The sequence below is a fragment of the Parabacteroides hominis genome (assembly GCF_014287585.1).
GTDB classification, from domain to species: domain Bacteria; phylum Bacteroidota; class Bacteroidia; order Bacteroidales; family Tannerellaceae; genus Parabacteroides; species Parabacteroides hominis.
On sequence record NZ_JACOOJ010000018.1, the window covers coordinates 78,727 to 98,894 of the forward strand.

The window sequence follows — 20,168 nt, forward strand, 5'->3', positions numbered from 1 at the left end:
GGCCTTTCGTTTAGGAATCCGTTCGACTTCTCTTGTCTAATAGGTAAACAAGGATAAAGACAGACATGGAAACACCGAATACAGATATGATAGAATACCTTCTTCCCCGCTATTGCTCCGGCGAAGCGACAGTCGAGGAATGCCGGCAGGTCGAGGAATGGATAAGGCAATCGGATGAAAATTACCGGATTGCCAAGCAGATCCATACTCTTTATCTGGCAACGGATACGATGCAGGTATTATCGAAAGTGGATACGGAGAAAGCCTTGTCTTCTGTTTGTCAAAAAATGAGCAAGGACAGTGTTCGCCCTAAAGTAACTGTGGTTACTTGGCTGCAACGTGTTGCAGCGATTCTGTTTATTCCTCTTTTGATAGCTTTCGGTATACAAAACCTGAAACCCCGCCCGGTAGAAATCGCCCAAACGATCGAAGTAAAAACGAATCCGGGCATGACGACTACGGTTAATCTGCCGGATGGTTCTGTTGTCTACCTTAATTCGGAATCGAAACTGTCTTACCCGTCTTCCTTCGATAAGGACAAAAGAAGGGTGACTTTGCAGGGAGAGGCATTTTTCGAAGTGCAGAAAGACCCGGAACATGGCTTTGTCATCTCTACTCCCCATGAAACAAAAATAGAGGTGTTGGGTACTTCATTCAATGTCGAAGCATTCGAAAAAGACGCTTTTGTCTCTACTACCCTGATAGAAGGAAAGGTGCGTTTCGATTATATGAAAAACGAGCGGGCCACGGCCGTACTGATGAAACCCGGACAGAAACTGACCTATGATTCTTCTTCTTCCCGGATACAACTGACAGAAACGAATGGCGAGTCGGAGATTGCCTGGAAAGACGGAAAGATTGTTTTCCTGGCGACCCCTCTGCCCGAAGCCTTGCGGATGCTGGAAAAGCGGTTTAATGTAACTTTCGTCTTATCCAATGACCGTCTCCGTGGTGAAGCATTTACCGGATCTTTCAGTCATCAACGGTTGGAGCGTATATTGGAAATCTTCAAAATATCATCTAATATCAAATGGCGTTATTTAGATACGCAGGATACCATGAATGAAAAAACGAGAATAGAAATCTATTAAACAATCAAGAAAACATGAAAAACAGACCTCCGTAAAGAAAAACATCCGGAAAAATATTGGCGTATTCTCCCGGATGAAATGAATTGACTTTAAAACGCTTGTTTGGCGACAAGCAGTAATAAATCATTTTTTATTAAATACATCACAACAAAGTTATGCAAAAACATTTTAATACCCAACTGTTTTGGGTACCAGAGTCGCTTTGGTTTACCTTAAACAAAATTCCAAGAGTTATGAAGCTATACATCTTCTTACTATTCTGTTCGATCAGTTTGGTACAAGCCACGAACAGTTATGCGCAAAAAACAACCGTTAACCTGAAAATGCAGAACCAGACAGTCCAGACCGTTCTATATGAGATTGAAAACCAATCGGAGTTCTCTTTCTTTTTTAACACAAGGCATGTCGATCTGAATAGAAAGGTGTCGATTGATGCAAATAAGAGTGATATATTTAAAGTGCTGGATAATATTTTTGCTGGTACTAATGTGCGTTATTCGGTGGTGGATAAGAAGATTATACTTTCTACGGAAAAAGCAATTTCGCAACAAACGAAAAAAAAAGTGACCGGTGTTGTCAAAGATCAGAACGGTGAGCCGGTGATTGGTGCAAATGTGTCTGTTAAAGAAACAACTAACGGAACAATTACAGATATAGACGGAAATTTCAGCCTGGATAATATATCAAATAAAGATATTATCGTTATTTCTTATATTGGTTATATTTCACAAGAAATCGCAATTGACCAAAAAACTACGTTAAAAGTGGTTTTGCAAGAAGATCAACAAACTTTGGAGGAAGTTGTCGTAATCGGTTACGGGGCAGTCAAGAAGAAAGACCTTACCGGAGCTATTGCTCAAGTAAAAGCCGACAAATATGCCACTCAGCAAAGTACGAACGTTTTAGATATGTTGAATGGAACCGTTGCTGGTTTTAACTCCAACATCGGAACTTCTGCTTCCGGAGCAAGTGAAATGGAAATACGAGGTCCCGCTTCACTCTCAGCTAACAATTCACCCTTGATTGTCTTGGATGGAGTTATCTTCAATGGTTCTATCAATGATATCAATCCATCGGATATTGAGACTATAGACGTATTGAAAGATGCCAGCTCTGCTGCCGTTTACGGTTCGCGGTCTGCTGCCGGTGTTGTAATTATCAATACCAAACAAGGCAAAGGAGACAAAATGAGTATAAATTTCTCCGCCCAACTGGGTTTAACAGACTTCACCAATGAAATCAAACCGAATGATTTGTCTGGATTCATCCAACGCAGACAAGATTTCCAACGCAGAATAAATCCAGACAAGCCGGAAGGATATTACAATAGTCCCAATCAGTTACCGAAAGGCATTGATGTCGATACTTGGCAAAAGTACGATGCGTCATTCCAGTCAGATCCAATTTTGACTTGGATGACACGTCTGAATTTGCGTGATATCGAACAACAAAACTATCTGAATGGAAATGCCTATGATTGGTATGGAGAAGCTACACGTCCCGGATTAAGGCAAAACTACAATGTAAACATATCCGGAGGCATTGGCAAAACTAAATATTACTGGTCATTAGGCTATACGGACAATCAAGGTTATATAAAGGGAGATGAGTATAAAACAATCCGTTCCCGAATTAATGCAGATACCAAAGTTGCCGAATTCCTGACTGTGGGAATCAATGCTCAATTTAGCAACAAAGATGAAAGTAATGAAGCCATCAAATTATCGAATATAAGCCGTCAGAGTCCTTTGGGACAACCTTATGATGAAAACGGAGAACTAAAATGGTATCCTCATGACGATTCAGGAATTGAACAAAACCCATTTCTTTTATACAAAAAACGGGATAAATTCAATGTCACCCAAAATCTGTTTGCCACCATGTATGCCGATCTGAAACTGCCATTCGGTTTTAGTTACAAAGTCTCTTATATCAACCGCTATGATTGGCAAAAAAATTATTACTATGATCCGTCAAGCATCCCAAGTGGCAATAAGACAGGAGGCTTCGGACAGCGTATCAATTATTCGCTTTACGAATGGCAAATAGACAACATCGTTTCATGGAAAAAAACTTTTGGAGTTCATGATTTTTATGCAACGTTCTTATACAATGCAGAAAAGAAACAAACATGGAAAGATACCGGTGAAAATGTAAATTTCACCCCCAGTGAAGCATTAGGCTTCCATCAATTAGGGGCGGGAGGATCACCTACTATTAAAAACGAAGATACTTATTCGACCGGTACCGCAATAATGGGCCGTCTGAATTACACGCTCATGAACCGCTATTTCCTAACTCTATCTATTCGTAGAGACGGATATTCGGCTTTTGGTATGGAAAATCCTTACGCTACTTTTCCATCCGGAGCTTTAGCCTGGAATTTATCAGACGAATCGTTCTTCAATATCAAATGGATAAATAATCTCAAGGTCAGAGCCTCTTATGGAATAAACGGTAACCGGGATATAGGGATTTATGATGCATTGGCAAAACTTGAAACAAACAAATACCTGACTGGAAGCACATTGATCTCAGGCATATACAGCAGTTCACTGGCGAACCAATATCTAAAGTGGGAAAAGACTAAAGCTTTTAATTTAGGTCTGGACTTTTCCGTCTTAGACAGCCGGTTAAATGGTTCGGTTGATTATTATAGCATGATTACAAATGACTTGTTGTTAAAACGTAGCCTGCCGACAATTATTGGATACGACAATGTAATGTCTAATATGGGAGAATTGCAAAACAACGGATTTGAAATGACTCTTAATAGTTACAATATCCAAAATAAGGATTTCAGTTGGAACTCGACATTGACGTTCTCATTTAATAGAAACAAGATCAAACATCTCTATGGAGAAATGATCGATATTTTAGACGAAAATGGCAATATAATCGGCCAAAGAGAAGGTGATGATATCGACAATGGATGGTTTATCGGACAATCAATAGATCGGATATGGGATTACAAATTCCTTGGTATTTACCAACTTGGAGAAGAAGAATTGGCTAAATCATTCGGAAAAGCTCCTGGCGATGTCAAATTATACGATCCTAATGGGGATGGAGTATCTACCCAAGAAGATAAAGTATTTCAAGGTTATACGAAGCCACGCTTTCGTTTAGGGCTTCGAAATGACTTTACTCTTTTCAAAAATTTCCAGATTTCTTGTTTCATCCGTGCAGATTTAGGACATTGGAGAGCGAACAATTTATTGAGCAACACATCTAATGTCGAGGACAGAGCCAATAGTTATGCATTGCCTTACTGGACTCCGGAAACCCCGACAAACAAATATACACGGTTAAATACGGTAAACACACCTGGGTATAACATTTATGAAAAGAGCAGTTTTGTACGTTTGCAAGACTTATCCATAGCATACAATATCCCGGAAAATATTCTCAAAAACCTGAAAGTAGGGCATTGTAAAGTATATTTAAGTGGACGTAACCTGCTAACTTTCACAAAATGGTCCGGTTGGGATCCTGAATCTGGAAATACTCCTATGCCGCGAATCTTTACATTTGGAATCGATGTCACATTATAAATAAACAAGTTATGAAAAACTGGATAAAATATATCATTTGTGCGTCTCTGTTTACAACCGTTTCATGCGGAGACGATTTCTTGGAGATAAAGCCCCTTTCTATCTTCACGCCGGAATCTATTTACACGGATAAGGCTGGATTTAACGGAATACTGGTTAATCTCCGTAAAAACTTACGCCCCGATTTTTATGGAGAGGGAGGAGGTCTGGCTTCTGAGCTAATCGCCTCAGATATCGCAATCAGTGCCAATAAAGCAGCCAATGCTATACATAATTTCGATACTCAAGTATTACCGACAGGAACCGGTACGACCTATGACTTCCATGAGATCTGGACAAGAGGATATAACCAGATACGAAATGCGAATGTAATTCTGTCGCGTATCGGCAATGGCAAATTCGACACAGAAGAAATCAAAAATGCAATTATTGCCGAAGCGTATTTTCACAGAGCCTATTGGTATTATAGATTAGTCCATTTATATGGAGATGTCCCCTTTTTGAATATAGAACATACGGCTCCTAAAATCGACTTTTATACACATTCGAGAAAAACGATACTTGCAAAAATAGAGGAAGATTTAGCATGGGCCGTCCAGTGGCTACCCCAAACAGTTGTTCCCGGAGCAGTCTCTAAGGCAGCCGGCAACCATTTACTTACAAAAATATATCTGTCAAATGGAAAATTCACAGAAGCTGTCGACGCCTCTTCTGCGGTCATTAACGACGGAATTCACTTTTTAATGACTGACCGCTTCGGGGTAGATGCTTCCGATCCTCAGTTTAATACGATCTGGGATCTCCATCAAAAAGACAATAAAAGCTCATCTTCAAATAAAGAAGGCATCCTTGTCGTACAGGAACGCTACGGATTTCCGGAAGCAGAAATAAGTGGAGGCACCCAGGCCATGCGTCGTTATGTTCCCTCCTGGTGGAATTCGTCCTACATGAAAGATCCCGATGGAAAAAGAGGAACTATCGATACACAAGGAAATGAGTTTGTCATAAAAATAGGAAGAGGAGTCGGCTATGTCCGGCCTTGCAGTTATTACAATTATGAAATATGGAATAACTGTAATAAGGACTTGAGACATGACAATCAAGTAAACTGGTTCTCCGTCGATAAATTCATTTACAACAATCCATCTTCCAAATATTTCGGACAACCCGTACAGATACAATACACAAATCCCAAAGATACCATCCATTGCTGGTATCCTTTCCCTTATTATAAGGTGTATGTCGAAGATGAAGAAAGACCCGATCAGCCATACGGAGGACATTCGGACTGGTATTTATTCAGACTGGCTGAAACTTATCTTTTAAGAGCAGAAGCCTACTATTGGTTAAACCAAACAGATAAAGCCGCTGCCGATATAAACTCGGTAAGAGTACGTGCGAAAGCCGATCCAATTGTAGCTTCGCAAGTTTCAATAGATTATATTTTAGATGAAAGAGCCAGAGAACTTTTCGCAGAAGAATTCAGAAAAACGGAATTAACCAGAATTGCCTTTATTATGGCTGAAAAAGGGTTAAACGGCTATTCCTTAGAAAATTTCTCCGAAAAGAATTTCTGGTATGATCGGACTATAGCCAAAAATGAATTTTATAAGGCAGGTGATATTTTATGGGGAACAAACGTATTCAAGATAAGCCCATTCCACGTCCTTTGGCCTATCCCGGCAAACGCCATCGATAGTAACCAGGGAGGAACCATTAACCAGAATAAAGGTTATATCGGGTACGAAAAAAATATTCCTCCATTAACAGTCATAGACGATCAACAATAATTCCTAAACCTACCGGTTATTATCAACCGGTAGGTTATATTTATAAATCCTTTGTATTCACATTTAATTTAGACATCATGAAAAATAATTATCCTTTGCTATCGGTTTGTTTGCTGGCATTGCCCTTTCAAGGCTACGCACAAAAAAAGGCAAATGAGACGAAGCCCAATATACTTTTTATATGTGTAGACGACCTTCGCCGTGAATTAGGGGCCTATGGCTCTGTTGTGAAAACCCCAAACGTTGACCGACTGGCATCACAAGGCAGTTTATTTTTCCAGCATTATGTACAAGTCCCGACAAGTGGAGCGTCACGAGCCAGCATGTTGACAGGACATTTTCCTAAGGACAAATCGGATCTCTCCAACGAAGCATGCCGAACAAGACTGTCTGATAAACCGGAAGGGGAAATCCCGGAAACAATGTTCCATCATTTACGCAGGAATGGCTATTATACTGTCGGCATTGGAAAGATAAGCCATTATGTCGACGGTTGCCTGTATGGCTATGATGCTCCGAAAACCGATAAGCCGGAACTGCCTTATAGTTGGGATGAAATGCTTTTCGATGCAGGGAAATGGGGGAACGGTTGGAACGCCTTTTTCGGATATGCAGATGGAAGTAATCGGCAAAATCGTAAGAAACAAGTGAAACCATACGAATGTGCAGACGTTGGCGATGAGGGTTATCCAGATGGACTAACGGCAAATCTGGCGGTCAAAAAGCTAAACGAGCTAACAGCTAAAAATGAGCCGTTCTGCCTGGCTGTCGGTTTCTTCAAACCTCATTTGCCTTTCACATCCCCTAAAAAATATTGGGATATGTATGATGAAGCCTCTATCCCCATTTCTCCTATGCCCGACATTCCGGAAGGATGTGATCCGATCAGCCTACATGAAAGCGCGGAATTCAAGAGCTATCAATTAGGTGACGAAATGCCTTCCATCGAAAATAGAGTTTCTGACGAATATGCACGCAAACTCCGTCACGCCTATTTCGCTTGCGTAAGTTATATGGATGCTCAAGTGGGAAAAGTGTTGGATGCCCTTGAAGCCAGCGGAAAAATGGATAATACGATTATTATTCTATGGGGAGATCATGGATGGCACTTAGGAGACCTGCGTGTTTGGGGGAAACATACACTACATGAAACCTCTCTAAGCAGTGCACTCGTAATAAAAGCCCCCAAGTGCAAACCCGGGATTAAAAATAACCGGATTGTCAGTTCTATAGATATTTATCCGACTCTTATGGAACTTTGCAAAATCTCCTTACCCAAAGGACTGGACGGACATAGTTTTGCATCCTTGCTCAACAATCCTAATGACAAAAAATGGACAGATGCCGCTTACAGTTATTACCGAAATTGTATAACACTCCGAACTCCGGAATATCGTTTTACTCGTTACAATAAAAAAGGAGAAACAATCACCGAACTTTATCAATACGGGCCGGACCGTATCGAGCGCAAAAATATAGCGCAAGAAAAGCCCCACATTGTAAAAAAGTTACTGCCTCTCTGGGAGAAAGGCGTTAGATTCAATGATTAGCAAATATATTGAAACTGTCGAATTAAATCAGCTATCCATTGCAAATAAACTTTCCCAAAAATAATCCTTCATTCCTTCAGCCCTAAGCCCATCCGGTTAACCTTCACTCGCTTACGGCTGAAGGAAATGAATAAATCCTTAATAATTAAACCCGAAATGCCAAAGCGGAATGATATTCTTGTGTCCGTATTCGATGTCGTCTTTCACGATGTAGGTATCTGACATAAGACGTGTCGGTGAGTCTGAGCAATCTCCTGAAAAGTTCTATAAGCTGTTCCATGTCCTGTCCGGTTGAATAGTTCGTATGGGCAAATATACGGAAATTGCCGAATTAAATCAGCACTTTTTCTGTGAAATTGCCGAATTAAATCAGCACTTTTTCTGTGAAATTGCCGAATTAAATCAGCACTTTTTCTGTGAAATTGCCGAATTAAATCAGCACTCCTTCATCCGTAAGCCTATCCGATTGTCCCTTACTCGCCTACGGATGAAGGGAATCTGTTTTGATTCGGTAAGATTTATGTATTTATGAGGCTGAAATTCGGTATGAAAAATGTTGCTTGACGTCCTATGTTCGGTTGGAAAAATGTATATTTGCATGCGATGTCATTAAATAAAAGATTGTTATGTATAGAAATATCATAGAACGACTCAGGGAATGGAAAAATAAGGAAGATAGGAAACATAGCAATGATGCGAAGTTGGAGATCGACTTCTTGATTCAGTACGGTAGCGAAATAGTACCGATAGAGGCGAAAGCGGAAGAGAATCTTCGGGCAAAATCGCTTTATACCTTTGTGTCTTCACGCCCTGGTATGCACGGATTGCGTTTCTCTATGTCGGATTATCGGGAACAGGATTGGATGACGAATGTACCACTCTATGCCGTAACAACTTGTTTCAAGTAATCCCCAATAATTCAGAAATACGGAAATGAATAAACCCTCGTGCTCCGATACCCGTGTTTCGTCAATTTTCCTTCATCAATCAGTTTGTTCAGGTCTTGCAGGGCGCGGTATTTGGAGCAGCCGGTCAATTTACGGTAGTCGCCGCATGTGATGAAATGATGCGAGTTCAGGTGGTTTGTCAGGCGGCGGAGCCGTTCTTCAAAGGACGGGAGAGTCGATTTGGTTTCCGGCATACGTTCGAGACGCATCGTTTTCAGCTTCTTTTTCAGGTATTTCCCGCAACGGAAGTTGACGTTGCGGAAGTGGATCGATTCGCTTCGGATCTCGCTCTTGTCCATGACCGGGCGCGAGGAAAGCGAGATGCTGAAAAAGCCGATCCCTTCTAACTCGACGATATATCCTTCCTCCAATTTGTCGGCCATCACGTCGGCAAGCGTTTGCAAAACCCCTTTGACATCTCCTGCCGAAAGGCCGCTACGTGATTCGACCTGGTACATCAGGTCATTGATGCGTACCGTCCCGTAAGGTACGACACGAGGATGTAAAGCCTGTTTCTTATGTTCTCCTGTCGGGTCCGGATTCCGGACTAATCTATATCTTGCACACATATCCGTATTATATTAAGGTTAAACATTGCACTTGTTAGCGCTTGACTGCCATGTCCTATCCCGCCTCACAACTGCCGGACGCTTGTGCGACAGTTGTGAGACGCTTGTTTGTCGTGTGTCTTACAAGCGTTTCACTGCTGTCGGACAAGAACAAACATGGCACTAAAGGTACAAAGAATAATGGGAAAAAGGCTTGTTGTATCTATCTTTTTGTCTTATCTTTACAAGATATGCTAATTTTAAATCAGCTAAGAATGAATGTAACACAGTTTAAAGACGGATGTAAGTCCGTCAAGATGCTTTCCCTTAATGAATTAATCGAAAACATGAGAGACTCTGGGACCGGTAAGCCGGTTGTCGGGTTTCGTGAAAAACTACAGGAATATTCGCCGGGCTATCCGTGTCCGGCATCGGCCAAGCTCCCTTGTGTCGTTTTCGGCGCCGGGTTCAGGAAGAAGAAAGGAGTGATGGAAATGGCCGGATATAACGGACTTGTGCTGTTGGAAGTCGGGGATCTGTCCGGCTATAAGGAGGCGACGGAGGTGAAAAACGCTGCGGCCGCATCTTTGCAGACTTTGCTGGCTTTTATCGGTTCGAGCGGGAAAAGCGTGAAGATCGTCGTCCCTTTTACGTTGCCTGACGGCTCTTTGCCGCAGGACCGGCAACTGGCGGAATGGTTTCATGCCCATGCCTACCGGTTGGCGTATAACTATTACCGGATGCAGTTGCAACGGGACATCACTTATAAACAACCGGCTGTCGACCGTGCGTGCCGTCTCTCCCATGATCCGGAGCTTTATTATAACCCGTCTGCCGTCCCGGCGACGCTCGGACAGCCTTTGCAGATGCCGGCCGGAGCCACGTTCCGGGAGTTGAAGCGACGGGAGACGCTGCCTCTCGAACGCATGGAGGCGGGGAACGAACGGAGCCATTCGGTCTACCTGCTTTATCAGGCGGCTTTGAAGAAGGCCATTGAAGAAACCGGAGGGGAAGCCGGAAAACAGACGGCGGATGCCTTGCTGGTCCGGCTGGCGGAGAATTGTTTGCGTGCCGGCGTGCCCGAAGAAGATGTGGTGAAATGGTCGCTGGCGAACGCTCATTTCGAACGGAACGAGATGGAACTGCGTGCTGCCGTGCATAACGCCTATTTGCTGGACCGGTATTTCGGGGCGGGACCGGCGATGCCCGCCTGCCAGAACCTTGTGATCCGTATGGAGGAATTCATGAAGCGCCGCTATGAGCTGCGGCGTAACGAGCTGAAAGGAGAGGTGGAATATCGTGAACGCCGTTCCTACTATTACGACTTTTTCCCGGTTACCGACGAGGTGCTGAACACGATCTCCTTGCAGGCGCAGGCGGAAGGGCTGGAGTTGTGGGACCGGGATGTGAAACGTTATGTCTATTCCAACAAGATACCGGCGTTCAACCCGTTGGACGATTACCTGGACCATCTGCCCGAATGGGACGGGGAGGATCGTATCCGCCGGCTTGCCGGGACTGTGCCGACGGCTTCGCGGTTGTGGCCGGATCATTTTTATATTTGGTTCTTAGGGCTTGTCGCGCAGTGGAAACAGATGAACCGGACGCATGCCAACAGCGTGTTGCCCCTGTTGGTCGGTGACCAGGGGTGCGGCAAATCGACCTGGTGCCGCAATCTGCTGCCTCCCGCCTTGCGCGAGTTCTATACGGACAGTGTCGATTTCGGGAACCGCCGGGATGCTGAACTGATGCTGCACCGTTTTGCCCTGATCAATATCGACGAGTTCGATTCGATAAGTTCATCCCGCCAGTCTTTCCTGAAACACCTGCTTCAGAAGCCGGAGGTGAACGCCCGGCGTCCTTATAAGTCGAGTGTCCGTGCCCTGAGACGTTATGCCGGGTTTGTCGGGACTTGCAATAATATGGATTTGTTGTCCGATCCGACCGGTAGCCGCCGTTTCCTTTGTGTGGAGATAAAGGGGGAGATCGACCACCGCCGGCCGGTAGAGTATGACCAGTTGTACGCCCAGGCTCTCCACGCCCTTCGCTCCGGCGAACGCTATTGGCTGACACGCGAGGAGGAAAAGGCCGTGACCCGCCAGAACGAAGTGTTCGAACAGGTTCCCGTCGAAGAGCAGCTTTTCCTGCAATATTTCCGTTCCGTGCCCGAAGGAGAAGATGTGTCCGGCGAATGGCTCCCTGCGGCAGAGATCATGCAGCGGATTCGCAAACGGAGCCGTCTTACATTCGGCAACTCGACAATCAACGCTTTCGGCCGCCTGCTGCGCCGCAACAATGTGGTTTGCCGCCATGTTCAGCGGGGAAATATCTATCATGTAGAGGAGATAAAATGAAAAATCCTTCATCTGCAAATCGCTTATGCTTAGCCGCGTAAGGTGGCGGATGAAGGAATGAAGGAATATTTTTGAAAAACTTTTGTTGGGCGGAATGTCACGGGCGCAACGCAGGCTCTTCCCGGAGAACCGTTTGCTGGAATGCGGCTACCGGGAAGCTGTCGTTCCGGTAGTGCTCCCGGCGGAAATGTTTTCGGCGGAGGTGCTCCCTCAATGATTATCCTTGATCAAGTTGCAAACCTCATTGTATCTGCTTTTCAACAGTTCCCATTGTTCTGCGATTCCTTCCATGTTTTCGTTTCTTAATTGCTCCGTCATGGGGGATAGCAGGTCCAGAAGAGATTGGATTTCCAGGTTTGCAACGATTCCTTTCATCGTGTGGGCCAGTATGAAGGACTCTTTAATGTCTTTATTGTTCAGGCTCTCTTCCAATTTTCCGAAACTTTTCTCCTGTGTGAAAGAGAAGAGGAATTTGTCATACATCGCTTCATTTCCCATGAAACGGTTCAGGGCTTTGTCTAAATTGACTCCGGCCTTTTGTAGCTGTTTTTTATATGTATCTGTCATAAGAGATAAAAGTTTCTTGAAACCAAGGCTGCCCTGAATTTCGAAATACGGGGCAAGGTATCGAGAAAATCTTAGATAGACAAGGGAAAATGCAAATATCATTTATAGATAACATGAAAATTAGTGCTTATATTTGCGAAGATATTAGAAAAATAATACATGAATAGGGTAATGATAGCGGATTTGCTTCGTAAACATTTCGGACAGCACATCGTTTTATGTTTGGTGGCATTCCTGATGTTGGTATCGAGTGCCCCAGGCCGGGCTGAAGAAAGCCGGAGACGTCTGCTCCGGGTGGCCTTTCCGCAAGTAGCAGGTATGAGCTGGACGGCTGCCGATGGAAGCCGGCATGGCTTGTTGGTGGATTATCTCAACGAGATCGCTAAATATACCGGTTGGGAATACGAATATATCGATACGGACAACAAGACTCTGCTGAAAGATTTTAAAGAAGGCAAGTATGAGTTGCTGGGAGGACACTTTTATATACCCGGCTTAGAGCAGTTTTATGCTTATCCTGACTACAATACCGGGTACAGCCGTTCCGTTTTATTGGCGCGCTATGACGATCGCAGCATCCACAGCTATGATCTGGAGAGCATGAACGGGAAAACGATCGGGGTTTATAAAAATGCCAGGGAGAATATTCGCCGTCTCAAGGAGTTCATAGCGATCAATGGCCTGCATTGTAACTTCCGGTATTTAACTTTTGATGAGATCGTGAGTGGCAGGGGAGGGCATGACTTTCTAATGAATGGCGAGATCGATCTGCTGCTGAATAATATTTCTTATGAGAAGGATTCTGTCAGGGTGGTGGTGGCCTACGATTCGCAACCTTTTTACATTGTGACGAATCCCGGAAACCAGGAGGTCCTGGACGGTTTGAACATGGCGTTGGAGCGGATTCTGGATGCCAATCCCAATTTCGCGGCCGAACATTATGCTGCAAATTTCCCTGTACGGTTTGTCGATATCCAGCTCAGTGACCGGGACTTGGCGTATATCCGGGAAAAGGAAACGATCACGGTGGCTATTCCGGAGAAGCGTCTTCCTTTATATAAAAAGGGGACGGGTGGCGAAAGCTCTTCCGGTATTGTTGCGGATGTGCTGAACGAGATAAAGAAGTTTACCGGCTTGCAGTTCTCGTATATGCATGTGAAGAGTTATAATGAGGCGGTCCGTTTGGTGCAACAGGGGAAGGCTGATATATTGGGCTTTTTTCCGGGTTCCGAAAATGATGCGATTCGGGATGGGCTGGCTCTCTCGGCGTCGTACATGAACTTGAACAATATCGTGGCACGCAACAAGGCTTGTAACTTTCCCGGTGAACAGTTGGTGGGCGCCGTGGTGGAAGGGCAGCGGTTGCCTGCTGAAATTCCGGCAAGGGAGGTCCGCACGTTTACAGACATAACATCGGCATTGCTGGCGGTCAACCGCGGAGAAGTCGATTTCGTGTATGCGATGTCTTCCCAAATGGAGCAGGACCTTCAGAGATATCATTTCTCCAACCTTGCTCCCGTCATTCTGGACAATGACCAGAGCGCGATCAGCTTTGCCCTGTCCAGCCCGGTCGACCCGGATCTGTTGACGGTGCTCAACAAAGCGATCAATAATCTTTCCAAATCCGAAAAGGCTGTCATACGCGACCGGAACCTGGGGGCTATCGTGGTAAGCGAATTTTCTCTTTCTGACTTTATTTATGCCAATCCCGTGTTGTTTCTCGCTATTGTGATCTCCATCCTGCTGATTCTGGTAACGGCAGTGTTGGTGGTTGCACGGGCGCGGATGAAAGCAACGGTGATACAGAACAACCTCGAACGGGCAGAGGCGGCTAACCGGGCGAAGAGTGAATTCCTGTCCCGCATGAGCCATGAGATACGCACGCCGCTCAACGGCATCATGGGGATGAGTGCCATCGCCATGCAAAATCTGGACAATGACGCTAAGGTGGAAGACTGCCTCGGAAAGGTAGTCATGTCTTCCCGGCATCTTCTCATGCTTATCAACGATGTGCTGGATATGTCCAAGATCGAAAGCGGGAAAGTGGAACTGCGCTTGGAGGCTTTCGATTTCAGGGCTTTTCTTGGAATATTTGAAAACCTCTATCATGAACAGGCACGCAACAAAGGGGTGGACTATGAAACCCTGCTGGCAGGTGACATGCCGGTACAGTTGGTCGGAGACTCTTTGCGCCTGAACCAAATCCTTTCCAACCTGTTGTCGAACGCCATGAAGTTCACGCCTGCCGGAGGATCGATCAAACTCCGTGTGTCCCGGACGTCCGAAGATGATGATAACGTGCATATCCGTTTCGAAGTGATCGATACGGGTTGCGGTATCTCCGAAGAGAATTACGGCAAGATATTCGAGTCGTTCGAACAGGAGAATATCGATGTCGCCCACAAATACGGAGGAACGGGTCTCGGCCTTGCTATTGTCAAGAACTTTATCGAGTTGATGGGCGGGAACGTGTCGGTGGAGAGCGTGTTGGGTAGCGGGAGCACCTTCACGGTGGACCTGCCTTTCGGCAAAGTCAAGGAAAAGGGCGAGACGGCCCGTTTTTCCGATTTCGGCCAACTGTCCGATCCTGTGGACGGCTACAGTGCGGTCGATTATGATTTCAAAGGTAAGCATATCTTGCTGGTTGAAGACAACGAGCTTAACCGGGAGATTGCGATGGAACTGATCGGCGCTACCGGTGCGTGTATGGAAAGTGCCGAAAACGGCGTGCAGGCGGTGAAAGCGTTCGAAGATTCGCCTGAAGGGTATTACGACCTGATTTTGATGGATATACAGATGCCGAATATGGATGGCTACGAAGCTACCCGGCATATCAGGGCGCTGAAACGTCTTGATGCCCGTACGGTTCCGATCTTTGCCATGACTGCCAATGCGTTTGCAGAGGATGTGGAGAAAAGTAAGGAAGCCGGCATGGACGCCCATATATCCAAACCTTTGGATGTCCATGCCGTGTATAAGCAGATGAGCGAATATCTGACTCTATCTTTTCAACTTCCCGACAAATAGCAGGTTGTTGTCGTTTTCATGCAGGGTTGCCGCCAGCTCTTTCAGCTTGGCTTTGTCCTGGCCGGGACATTTGCCGGAGGAAAGATGGGCTTCGATCATTTCCTGAAGTGTAGCCGGTTCGACATTGAAAATGAATCTGCCCTTGTTGAAGCGGCTGTTCGGATTGGGAATCGGAAGATTCCCGTAGAAGTCGTTGACCAGGCGGTATTGGGAAGACGACATTTTCTTCTTGTCTATCAATATATTCCCTCCGGGTGTGAACCGGCCTTTGTCCCAAGTGTAGTAGTGGACAAGGACATGATCAGGCAGTTCCGTGTAAATATGGATAGGTTTTTGAGCAAAATCCGGAAAGTTAATCGTGAAACGGGGGATCAGCTTGTTTACTTCCGTATCGTATGTGAAAGTCGTGTCGATGCCGGTATAGAAGAAGTCGAATGTCCCGGTATTCCGGTAGGAGAATATCTCACCGTCGAAATTTCTCGCCAACATATAGTCGCGTGCCGGTATCTGTGACAGTATGTTCCCGTCCGTATCCATCCGGAAAGCGATCGGCGCTCCTTCTTCAAATGGCATGTGGACGACCGAGAGCGTACCGTCGGCATTGATCTCGATTTTCGGCTTGTTGATTTGTCCGGGCAGGTCGATATCTTTTATCCACTTCCCGTCGAGGCCGTACATCATGATTTTTTTCCCGTAAAAGGGAGAGAAGAATATGTGGCCGCCCTGTTCGTCGATGATTTCGTCGTAGACAGTCATCGAATACTCGCCGGGGCCGTTCCCCATTGCGCCTACGTTGCAGAGGAATTTTCCGTCCTTGTCGTATAGCTTCACTACGTTGGATTCCTGCCGTACACAAATATAATTGTCGCTCACCTCGATCCACCAGGCGTTGAACAGGGCCTCGTCGGAGGTTTCGAAACGCACGATCCGGCAGTCTTCGACCAATTCGCTAAGTGGGATATCGACCGTATCGCTTGCCGCTTTCAGGTCGCAGATGTAAAGCGGGCCGTCCGGGTTTTCGATTATCCTGACACTGCCGTCGTCTGCCACCAACGATTTCGGGGCGGAGGAATCACAACTTGCAAGGCTTGCCAAAAGGAAAAAGATAGCGGGAAGGAGTGCTTTTGTATTCATATTCACGTAGATTTAAGTGATTATAAAAACAAAAGTATGAATAATCCGTAGATACGAACTATTCATACTTGCATTATAATTAAACGATTAATCTAAATTAACGGATAAACAAAAGTTCCCTGTATTTTGGCAGCGGCCACATCTGGTTGTCGACCATCAGTTCCAGCTCGTCTATATGGCTGCGGATTTCGTCCAGGTAGGGAGCGACGGTATCGTGGTAAGCGATCGCTTTGGTACGCAAATCCGTGATGCGGTTTGCTTTTTTGCGGGCTTCCACCATTTCGTCTGTCATCCGGGTTACGGCGTTGACATGTTGGGAAATGTTACGCACCAGGCGGCGTGGCTCTGCTGAGAGATCATCGTATTCTTCTTTATCAAAAGTCTCTTTCAGCTTCATGATGTTGCTGAGCAGCAGGGACTGGTAGTGGAGGACGACCGGAATGATATGGTTCATCGACAAGTCGCCGAGGACACGGGCTTCGATCTGTACCTTTTTAATATACATTTCCCATTTGACCTCATTGCGGGCTTCCAGTTCCTTCTGGCTTAAAACACCGGTTTCTTCAAACATTTGAATGACTTCCGGTTTCAGGTAAGCATCGTATTGCAACGGAACGCTGTTTTCGCAGTCCAGTCCGCGGCGGGCAGCTTCTTCCTTCCATTCGTCGCCGTAGCCGTTTCCGTCGAAGCGGATCGGTTTGGATTCTTTGATGTAGGCTTTCAGCACTTCGAAGATGGCGGCTTCCTTGCTTTTCCCTTCGGCGCGCAATGCCTCGACATCCTGTTTGAACTGGCGGAGCTGGTAGGCAACGGCGGAGTTCAGTGCCAACATGGCTGAGCCGCAGTTGGCCGACGATCCCAATGCACGGAATTCGAAACGGTTTCCGGTGAAAGCAAAAGGAGAGGTACGGTTACGGTCCGTATTGTCTAACAGCAGTTCAGGAATCTGTCCGAAGCCCAGGTGCAGGCGTTTCTTGTCGTCCACCTCGATAGCGTCTTCGATGGAACAGTTCTCGAACTTGTCCAGGATTTCGGTGATTTGTGTTCCTAAGAAGGAAGAGATGATAGCGGGAGGCGCTTCATTGGCTCCCAGACGGTGTGCGTTGGTAGCCGAAGCAATGCTGGCTTTCAGCAACGCGTTGTATTTATAAACAGCCATCAGCGAGTTGACCACGAATGTGATGAAACGCAGGTTGTCTTCCCGGTCTTTTCCCGGAGAGAAGAGGTTGATGCCTGTATCGGTTCCCATCGACCAGTTACAGTGCTTGCCGGAACCGTTCACACCCATAAAAGGCTTTTCGTGGAGCAGCACGCGGAAGTTATGGCGGCGGGAAACACGTTTCATCACCGACATCAAGAGCTGGTTATGGTCGTTGGCCAGGTTGCATTCCTCATAAATAGGCGCCAGCTCGAACTGGTTCGGGGCAACCTCGTTATGGCGTGTCTTGACCGGGATGCCTAACTTATAGCATTCTGTTTCCAGATCTTTCATAAACTCCTGTACACGGGAGGGGATGGCGCCGAAATAGTGGTCGTCCAATTGCTGGTTCTTCGCACTTTCGTGCCCTAAGAGGGTACGTTCCGTCAGCGACAGGTCCGGGCGCGCGGAATAGAGGTCTTCGTCCACTAAGAAATACTCCTGTTCCCAACCTAAATAGGTGATGACTTTGCCCACATCTTCGTTGAAATAATTGCAGACATCTTTGGCAGCCTTGTTCAGGGCTTCGATGGAGCGGATCAGCGGGGTTTTGTAGTCCAGCGCTTCACCGGTATAGGCGATGAATACGGTCGGAATACATAAGGTGTCGTCTACGATAAACGCAGGTGAGGAGGGGTCCCAGGCTGAATAACCGCGGGCTTCGAACGTGTTGCGCAATCCGCCGTTTGGGAAGCTCGAAGCGTCCGGTTCCTGTTGGGCGAGCAGCTTGCCGCTGAATTCTTCGATCATGCCGCCGCTTCCGTCATGTTCGACGAATGCGTCGTGCTTTTCGGCTGTCCCGTCGGTAAGGGGCTGGAACCAGTGTGTGTAGTGTGTGACTCCTTTTTCCAGTGCCCACATGCGCATGCCGGCAGCCACATGATTGGCAATTTCGCGGTCGATCGGGGTTCCGTTGTCGATGGCATGGGTCAGGGCTTTGTAGGTTTCCTTGGAGAGATACTTTTGCATTGCCTTCCGGTTGAAGACGTTCTCACCATAATATTCGGATACTTTCTGATTGGGAGTAATGGCTTCCACGGCCTTTCGGTTGGATGCTTTCTCCACTGCATTAAAGCGTGAGATTGACATACAGATTGTTTTTATGTTATACCGGCTGCAAAGATACATGCAATTCTCTATGAATGCTTTCATCCGGTAGTTAAAAATATACGTGCAGGAAACTATTTGGTCTGGTACATGTATCTGTTACTTTTGGCTTGATCCAAAAGTAACCAAAAGATCAAGGCCGAACCTGCTTCGCTACTCCGTTCCCTTCGTTCGCTGTCGCGTCTGAAACTCGCTTCGCTTGGGACAGCAGACGCTCCGGTCGCTCACTGCGGTCTCTGCGCTTAACGCTCACCAGCTTAGGCCGGAAATAGAGCCTGACGGCTCTTTGGGGATGGCCGATACCGCCTGCTCCTTTGCAATTCAATTGAGACAAGCCTCATGCCGCAGGTTTCTTTTGCCGTTTGCTTCAGCAGACGGATAGATGATTGTGTTCCGGCTTTGCCGGTTCCTCTGTGGGTTTTTAACCCCTTTAAATGTAATCTATGAAAGGGGTTAAAACCCACAAAGGAAGAGGCTTTGCCTCCAGGCTTTTTAAACCGTCTGCTGAAGCAGACGGCAAAAGAGAGGCGGATGGGGCTTTGGGGGGTTGCCGATACCGTCTGTTTCTTTGCGATCCCGCATCAAGTGCGGGAACAGGCTTGTCCCCGTGCTTGACACGGGGTCGCAGAAGAACCGGCGGTATCGGCAATCCCAAGAGAAAGCGTAGCCTTTGCCCGGAGTAGACCGGACGGTTAAGCCTTGATCTTTTGGTTACTTTTGGATCAAGCCAAAAGTAACAGGTAAATCAATTTTTAACGGTTCAAATCTTAAAACAACGAAGCCCCGAAGATGTCGATCACCTCCGGGGCTTGTTTTCTGTATGCTTTCGTCCTTCACAGGGTTACAGGCTACATTGAACTTTTAATTTCAATATACTTTAGTATTATTAATATTAAATCTGACCGCTTGTTCGCCTGTCGCAGGGTAATTGCCGTTTAACGGGCACACGGCCAAACACTTTAGAATTATTTGATTATAAAATATCTTTCTTTTGCCGGGGGATCAATCCCCCGGCAAGGGAAATTGTTCTGTTTCTTTTATTTTACAATTGCTTTGACAGCTTCTTCGCCTTCGACAGCTACTACGACTACACCCTGGGGAGCAGCGATTACAGCGTTGTCAGAAGCGATTACTGTGTTGGCTACTACCTGGCCTAAGATGTTGCTGATAACAACTTTCTTACCGGCAGCGTTAGCGATCGTTACCTGGCCTTCGCCTGCGATAACGGCTACTTCAGATGTTGCGATTGTTTCGTTGTCTGTTGCAATTACATCGTCTGCAGAAACTTCAAGAACGTTTAC

General features: G+C 46.0%; 13 protein-coding genes. 8 read left to right on the plus strand and 5 right to left on the minus strand.

Annotation, left to right across the window (positions count from 1 at the left end):
• Window positions 1-65: 65 nt before the first annotated feature.
• The 5 genes from H8S65_RS11350 (at window position 66) to H8S65_RS11370 (ending at window position 8,893) form a co-directional block, all read left to right on the plus strand.
• The gene (locus H8S65_RS11350; protein WP_186930089.1) at window positions 66-1,091 is read left to right on the plus strand and encodes a FecR family protein; all 1,026 of its coding nucleotides are present in this window, start codon (window positions 66-68) and stop codon (window positions 1,089-1,091) included.
• 233 nt (window positions 1,092-1,324) lie between these two features.
• On the plus strand, window positions 1,325-4,645 hold the full coding sequence (locus tag H8S65_RS11355) for a TonB-dependent receptor (RefSeq protein WP_255489177.1): 3,321 nt from the start codon (window positions 1,325-1,327) through the stop codon (window positions 4,643-4,645).
• 11 nt (window positions 4,646-4,656) lie between these two features.
• Window positions 4,657-6,435 carry a RagB/SusD family nutrient uptake outer membrane protein gene (locus tag H8S65_RS11360; RefSeq protein WP_186930091.1) on the plus strand — a complete coding sequence of 593 codons (1,779 nt, stop codon included), beginning with the start codon at window positions 4,657-4,659 and terminating at the stop codon, window positions 6,433-6,435.
• Window positions 6,436-6,512: 77 nt separating this feature from the next.
• Window positions 6,513-7,985 (plus strand): sulfatase, encoded by a 1,473-nt coding sequence (locus tag H8S65_RS11365; RefSeq protein ID WP_186930092.1) that lies wholly within the window; start codon window positions 6,513-6,515, stop codon window positions 7,983-7,985.
• A gap of 626 nt (window positions 7,986-8,611) precedes the next feature.
• Complete coding sequence (locus tag H8S65_RS11370) at window positions 8,612-8,893, plus strand: DUF4143 domain-containing protein (protein WP_186930093.1); 282 nt, start codon at window positions 8,612-8,614, stop codon at window positions 8,891-8,893.
• An 11-nt stretch (window positions 8,894-8,904) separates the two neighbouring features.
• Here the strand turns inward: H8S65_RS11370 and H8S65_RS11375 are convergent, their stop codons facing one another.
• Complete coding sequence (locus H8S65_RS11375; protein WP_186930094.1) at window positions 8,905-9,501, minus strand: HU family DNA-binding protein; 597 nt, start codon at window positions 9,499-9,501, stop codon at window positions 8,905-8,907.
• Window positions 9,502-9,755: 254 nt separating this feature from the next.
• On the opposite strand from H8S65_RS11375, the gene H8S65_RS11380 reads away from it, so the two are divergent.
• The gene (locus H8S65_RS11380) at window positions 9,756-11,834 is read left to right on the plus strand and encodes a BT4734/BF3469 family protein (protein WP_186930095.1); all 2,079 of its coding nucleotides are present in this window, start codon (window positions 9,756-9,758) and stop codon (window positions 11,832-11,834) included.
• A 94-nt stretch (window positions 11,835-11,928) separates the two neighbouring features.
• Window positions 11,929-12,051 carry a hypothetical protein gene (locus H8S65_RS21050; protein ID WP_255489178.1) on the plus strand — a complete coding sequence of 41 codons (123 nt, stop codon included), beginning with the start codon at window positions 11,929-11,931 and terminating at the stop codon, window positions 12,049-12,051.
• Here H8S65_RS21050 and H8S65_RS11385 read toward each other — a convergent pair.
• Window positions 12,045-12,401, minus strand: coding sequence for an Hpt domain-containing protein (locus H8S65_RS11385; RefSeq protein WP_186930096.1), 357 nt, complete (start codon window positions 12,399-12,401; stop codon window positions 12,045-12,047). The genes H8S65_RS21050 and H8S65_RS11385 overlap by 7 nt on opposite strands.
• Before the next feature lie 159 nt (window positions 12,402-12,560).
• Between H8S65_RS11385 and H8S65_RS11390 the strand changes: the two genes are divergently transcribed.
• Entirely contained in the window at window positions 12,561-15,428 is a 2,868-nt protein-coding gene (locus H8S65_RS11390) for an ATP-binding protein (protein WP_255489180.1), read from the plus strand.
• Here H8S65_RS11390 and H8S65_RS11395 read toward each other — a convergent pair.
• The 3 genes from H8S65_RS11395 to H8S65_RS11405 form a co-directional block, all read right to left on the minus strand.
• Window positions 15,402-16,562 carry a DUF4934 domain-containing protein gene (locus tag H8S65_RS11395; RefSeq protein ID WP_186930097.1) on the minus strand — a complete coding sequence of 387 codons (1,161 nt, stop codon included), beginning with the start codon at window positions 16,560-16,562 and terminating at the stop codon, window positions 15,402-15,404. The genes H8S65_RS11390 and H8S65_RS11395 overlap by 27 nt on opposite strands.
• A 97-nt stretch (window positions 16,563-16,659) precedes the next feature.
• Window positions 16,660-18,849, minus strand: a complete 2,190-nt coding sequence (locus H8S65_RS11400; RefSeq protein ID WP_186930098.1) for a glutamine synthetase III family protein — start codon at window positions 18,847-18,849, stop codon at window positions 16,660-16,662.
• A 1,055-nt stretch (window positions 18,850-19,904) separates the two neighbouring features.
• Window positions 19,905-20,168, minus strand: a 264-nt coding sequence (locus H8S65_RS11405) for a DUF6383 domain-containing protein (RefSeq protein WP_186930099.1), incomplete at its 5' end; no start/stop codon positions are given.

Excerpts from the sequence above, each read along its gene's own strand:
- H8S65_RS11400 (WP_186930098.1), bottom strand. The coding sequence starts at position 18,849 with ATGTCAATCTCACGCTTTAATGCAGTGGAGAAAGCATCCAACCGAAAG.
- H8S65_RS11370 (WP_186930093.1), top strand. The coding sequence starts at position 8,612 with ATGTATAGAAATATCATAGAACGACTCAGGGAATGGAAAAATAAGGAA.
- H8S65_RS11380 (WP_186930095.1), top strand. The coding sequence starts at position 9,756 with ATGAATGTAACACAGTTTAAAGACGGATGTAAGTCCGTCAAGATGCTT.
- H8S65_RS11360 (WP_186930091.1), top strand. The coding sequence starts at position 4,657 with ATGAAAAACTGGATAAAATATATCATTTGTGCGTCTCTGTTTACAACC.
- H8S65_RS11350 (WP_186930089.1), top strand. The coding sequence starts at position 66 with ATGGAAACACCGAATACAGATATGATAGAATACCTTCTTCCCCGCTAT.
- H8S65_RS11395 (WP_186930097.1), bottom strand. The coding sequence starts at position 16,562 with ATGAATACAAAAGCACTCCTTCCCGCTATCTTTTTCCTTTTGGCAAGC.
- H8S65_RS11390 (WP_255489180.1), top strand. The coding sequence starts at position 12,561 with ATGAATAGGGTAATGATAGCGGATTTGCTTCGTAAACATTTCGGACAG.
- H8S65_RS11385 (WP_186930096.1), bottom strand. The coding sequence starts at position 12,401 with ATGACAGATACATATAAAAAACAGCTACAAAAGGCCGGAGTCAATTTA.
- H8S65_RS21050 (WP_255489178.1), top strand. The coding sequence starts at position 11,929 with ATGTCACGGGCGCAACGCAGGCTCTTCCCGGAGAACCGTTTGCTGGAA.
- H8S65_RS11375 (WP_186930094.1), bottom strand. The coding sequence starts at position 9,501 with ATGTGTGCAAGATATAGATTAGTCCGGAATCCGGACCCGACAGGAGAA.
- H8S65_RS11365 (WP_186930092.1), top strand. The coding sequence starts at position 6,513 with ATGAAAAATAATTATCCTTTGCTATCGGTTTGTTTGCTGGCATTGCCC.
- H8S65_RS11355 (WP_255489177.1), top strand. The coding sequence starts at position 1,325 with ATGAAGCTATACATCTTCTTACTATTCTGTTCGATCAGTTTGGTACAA.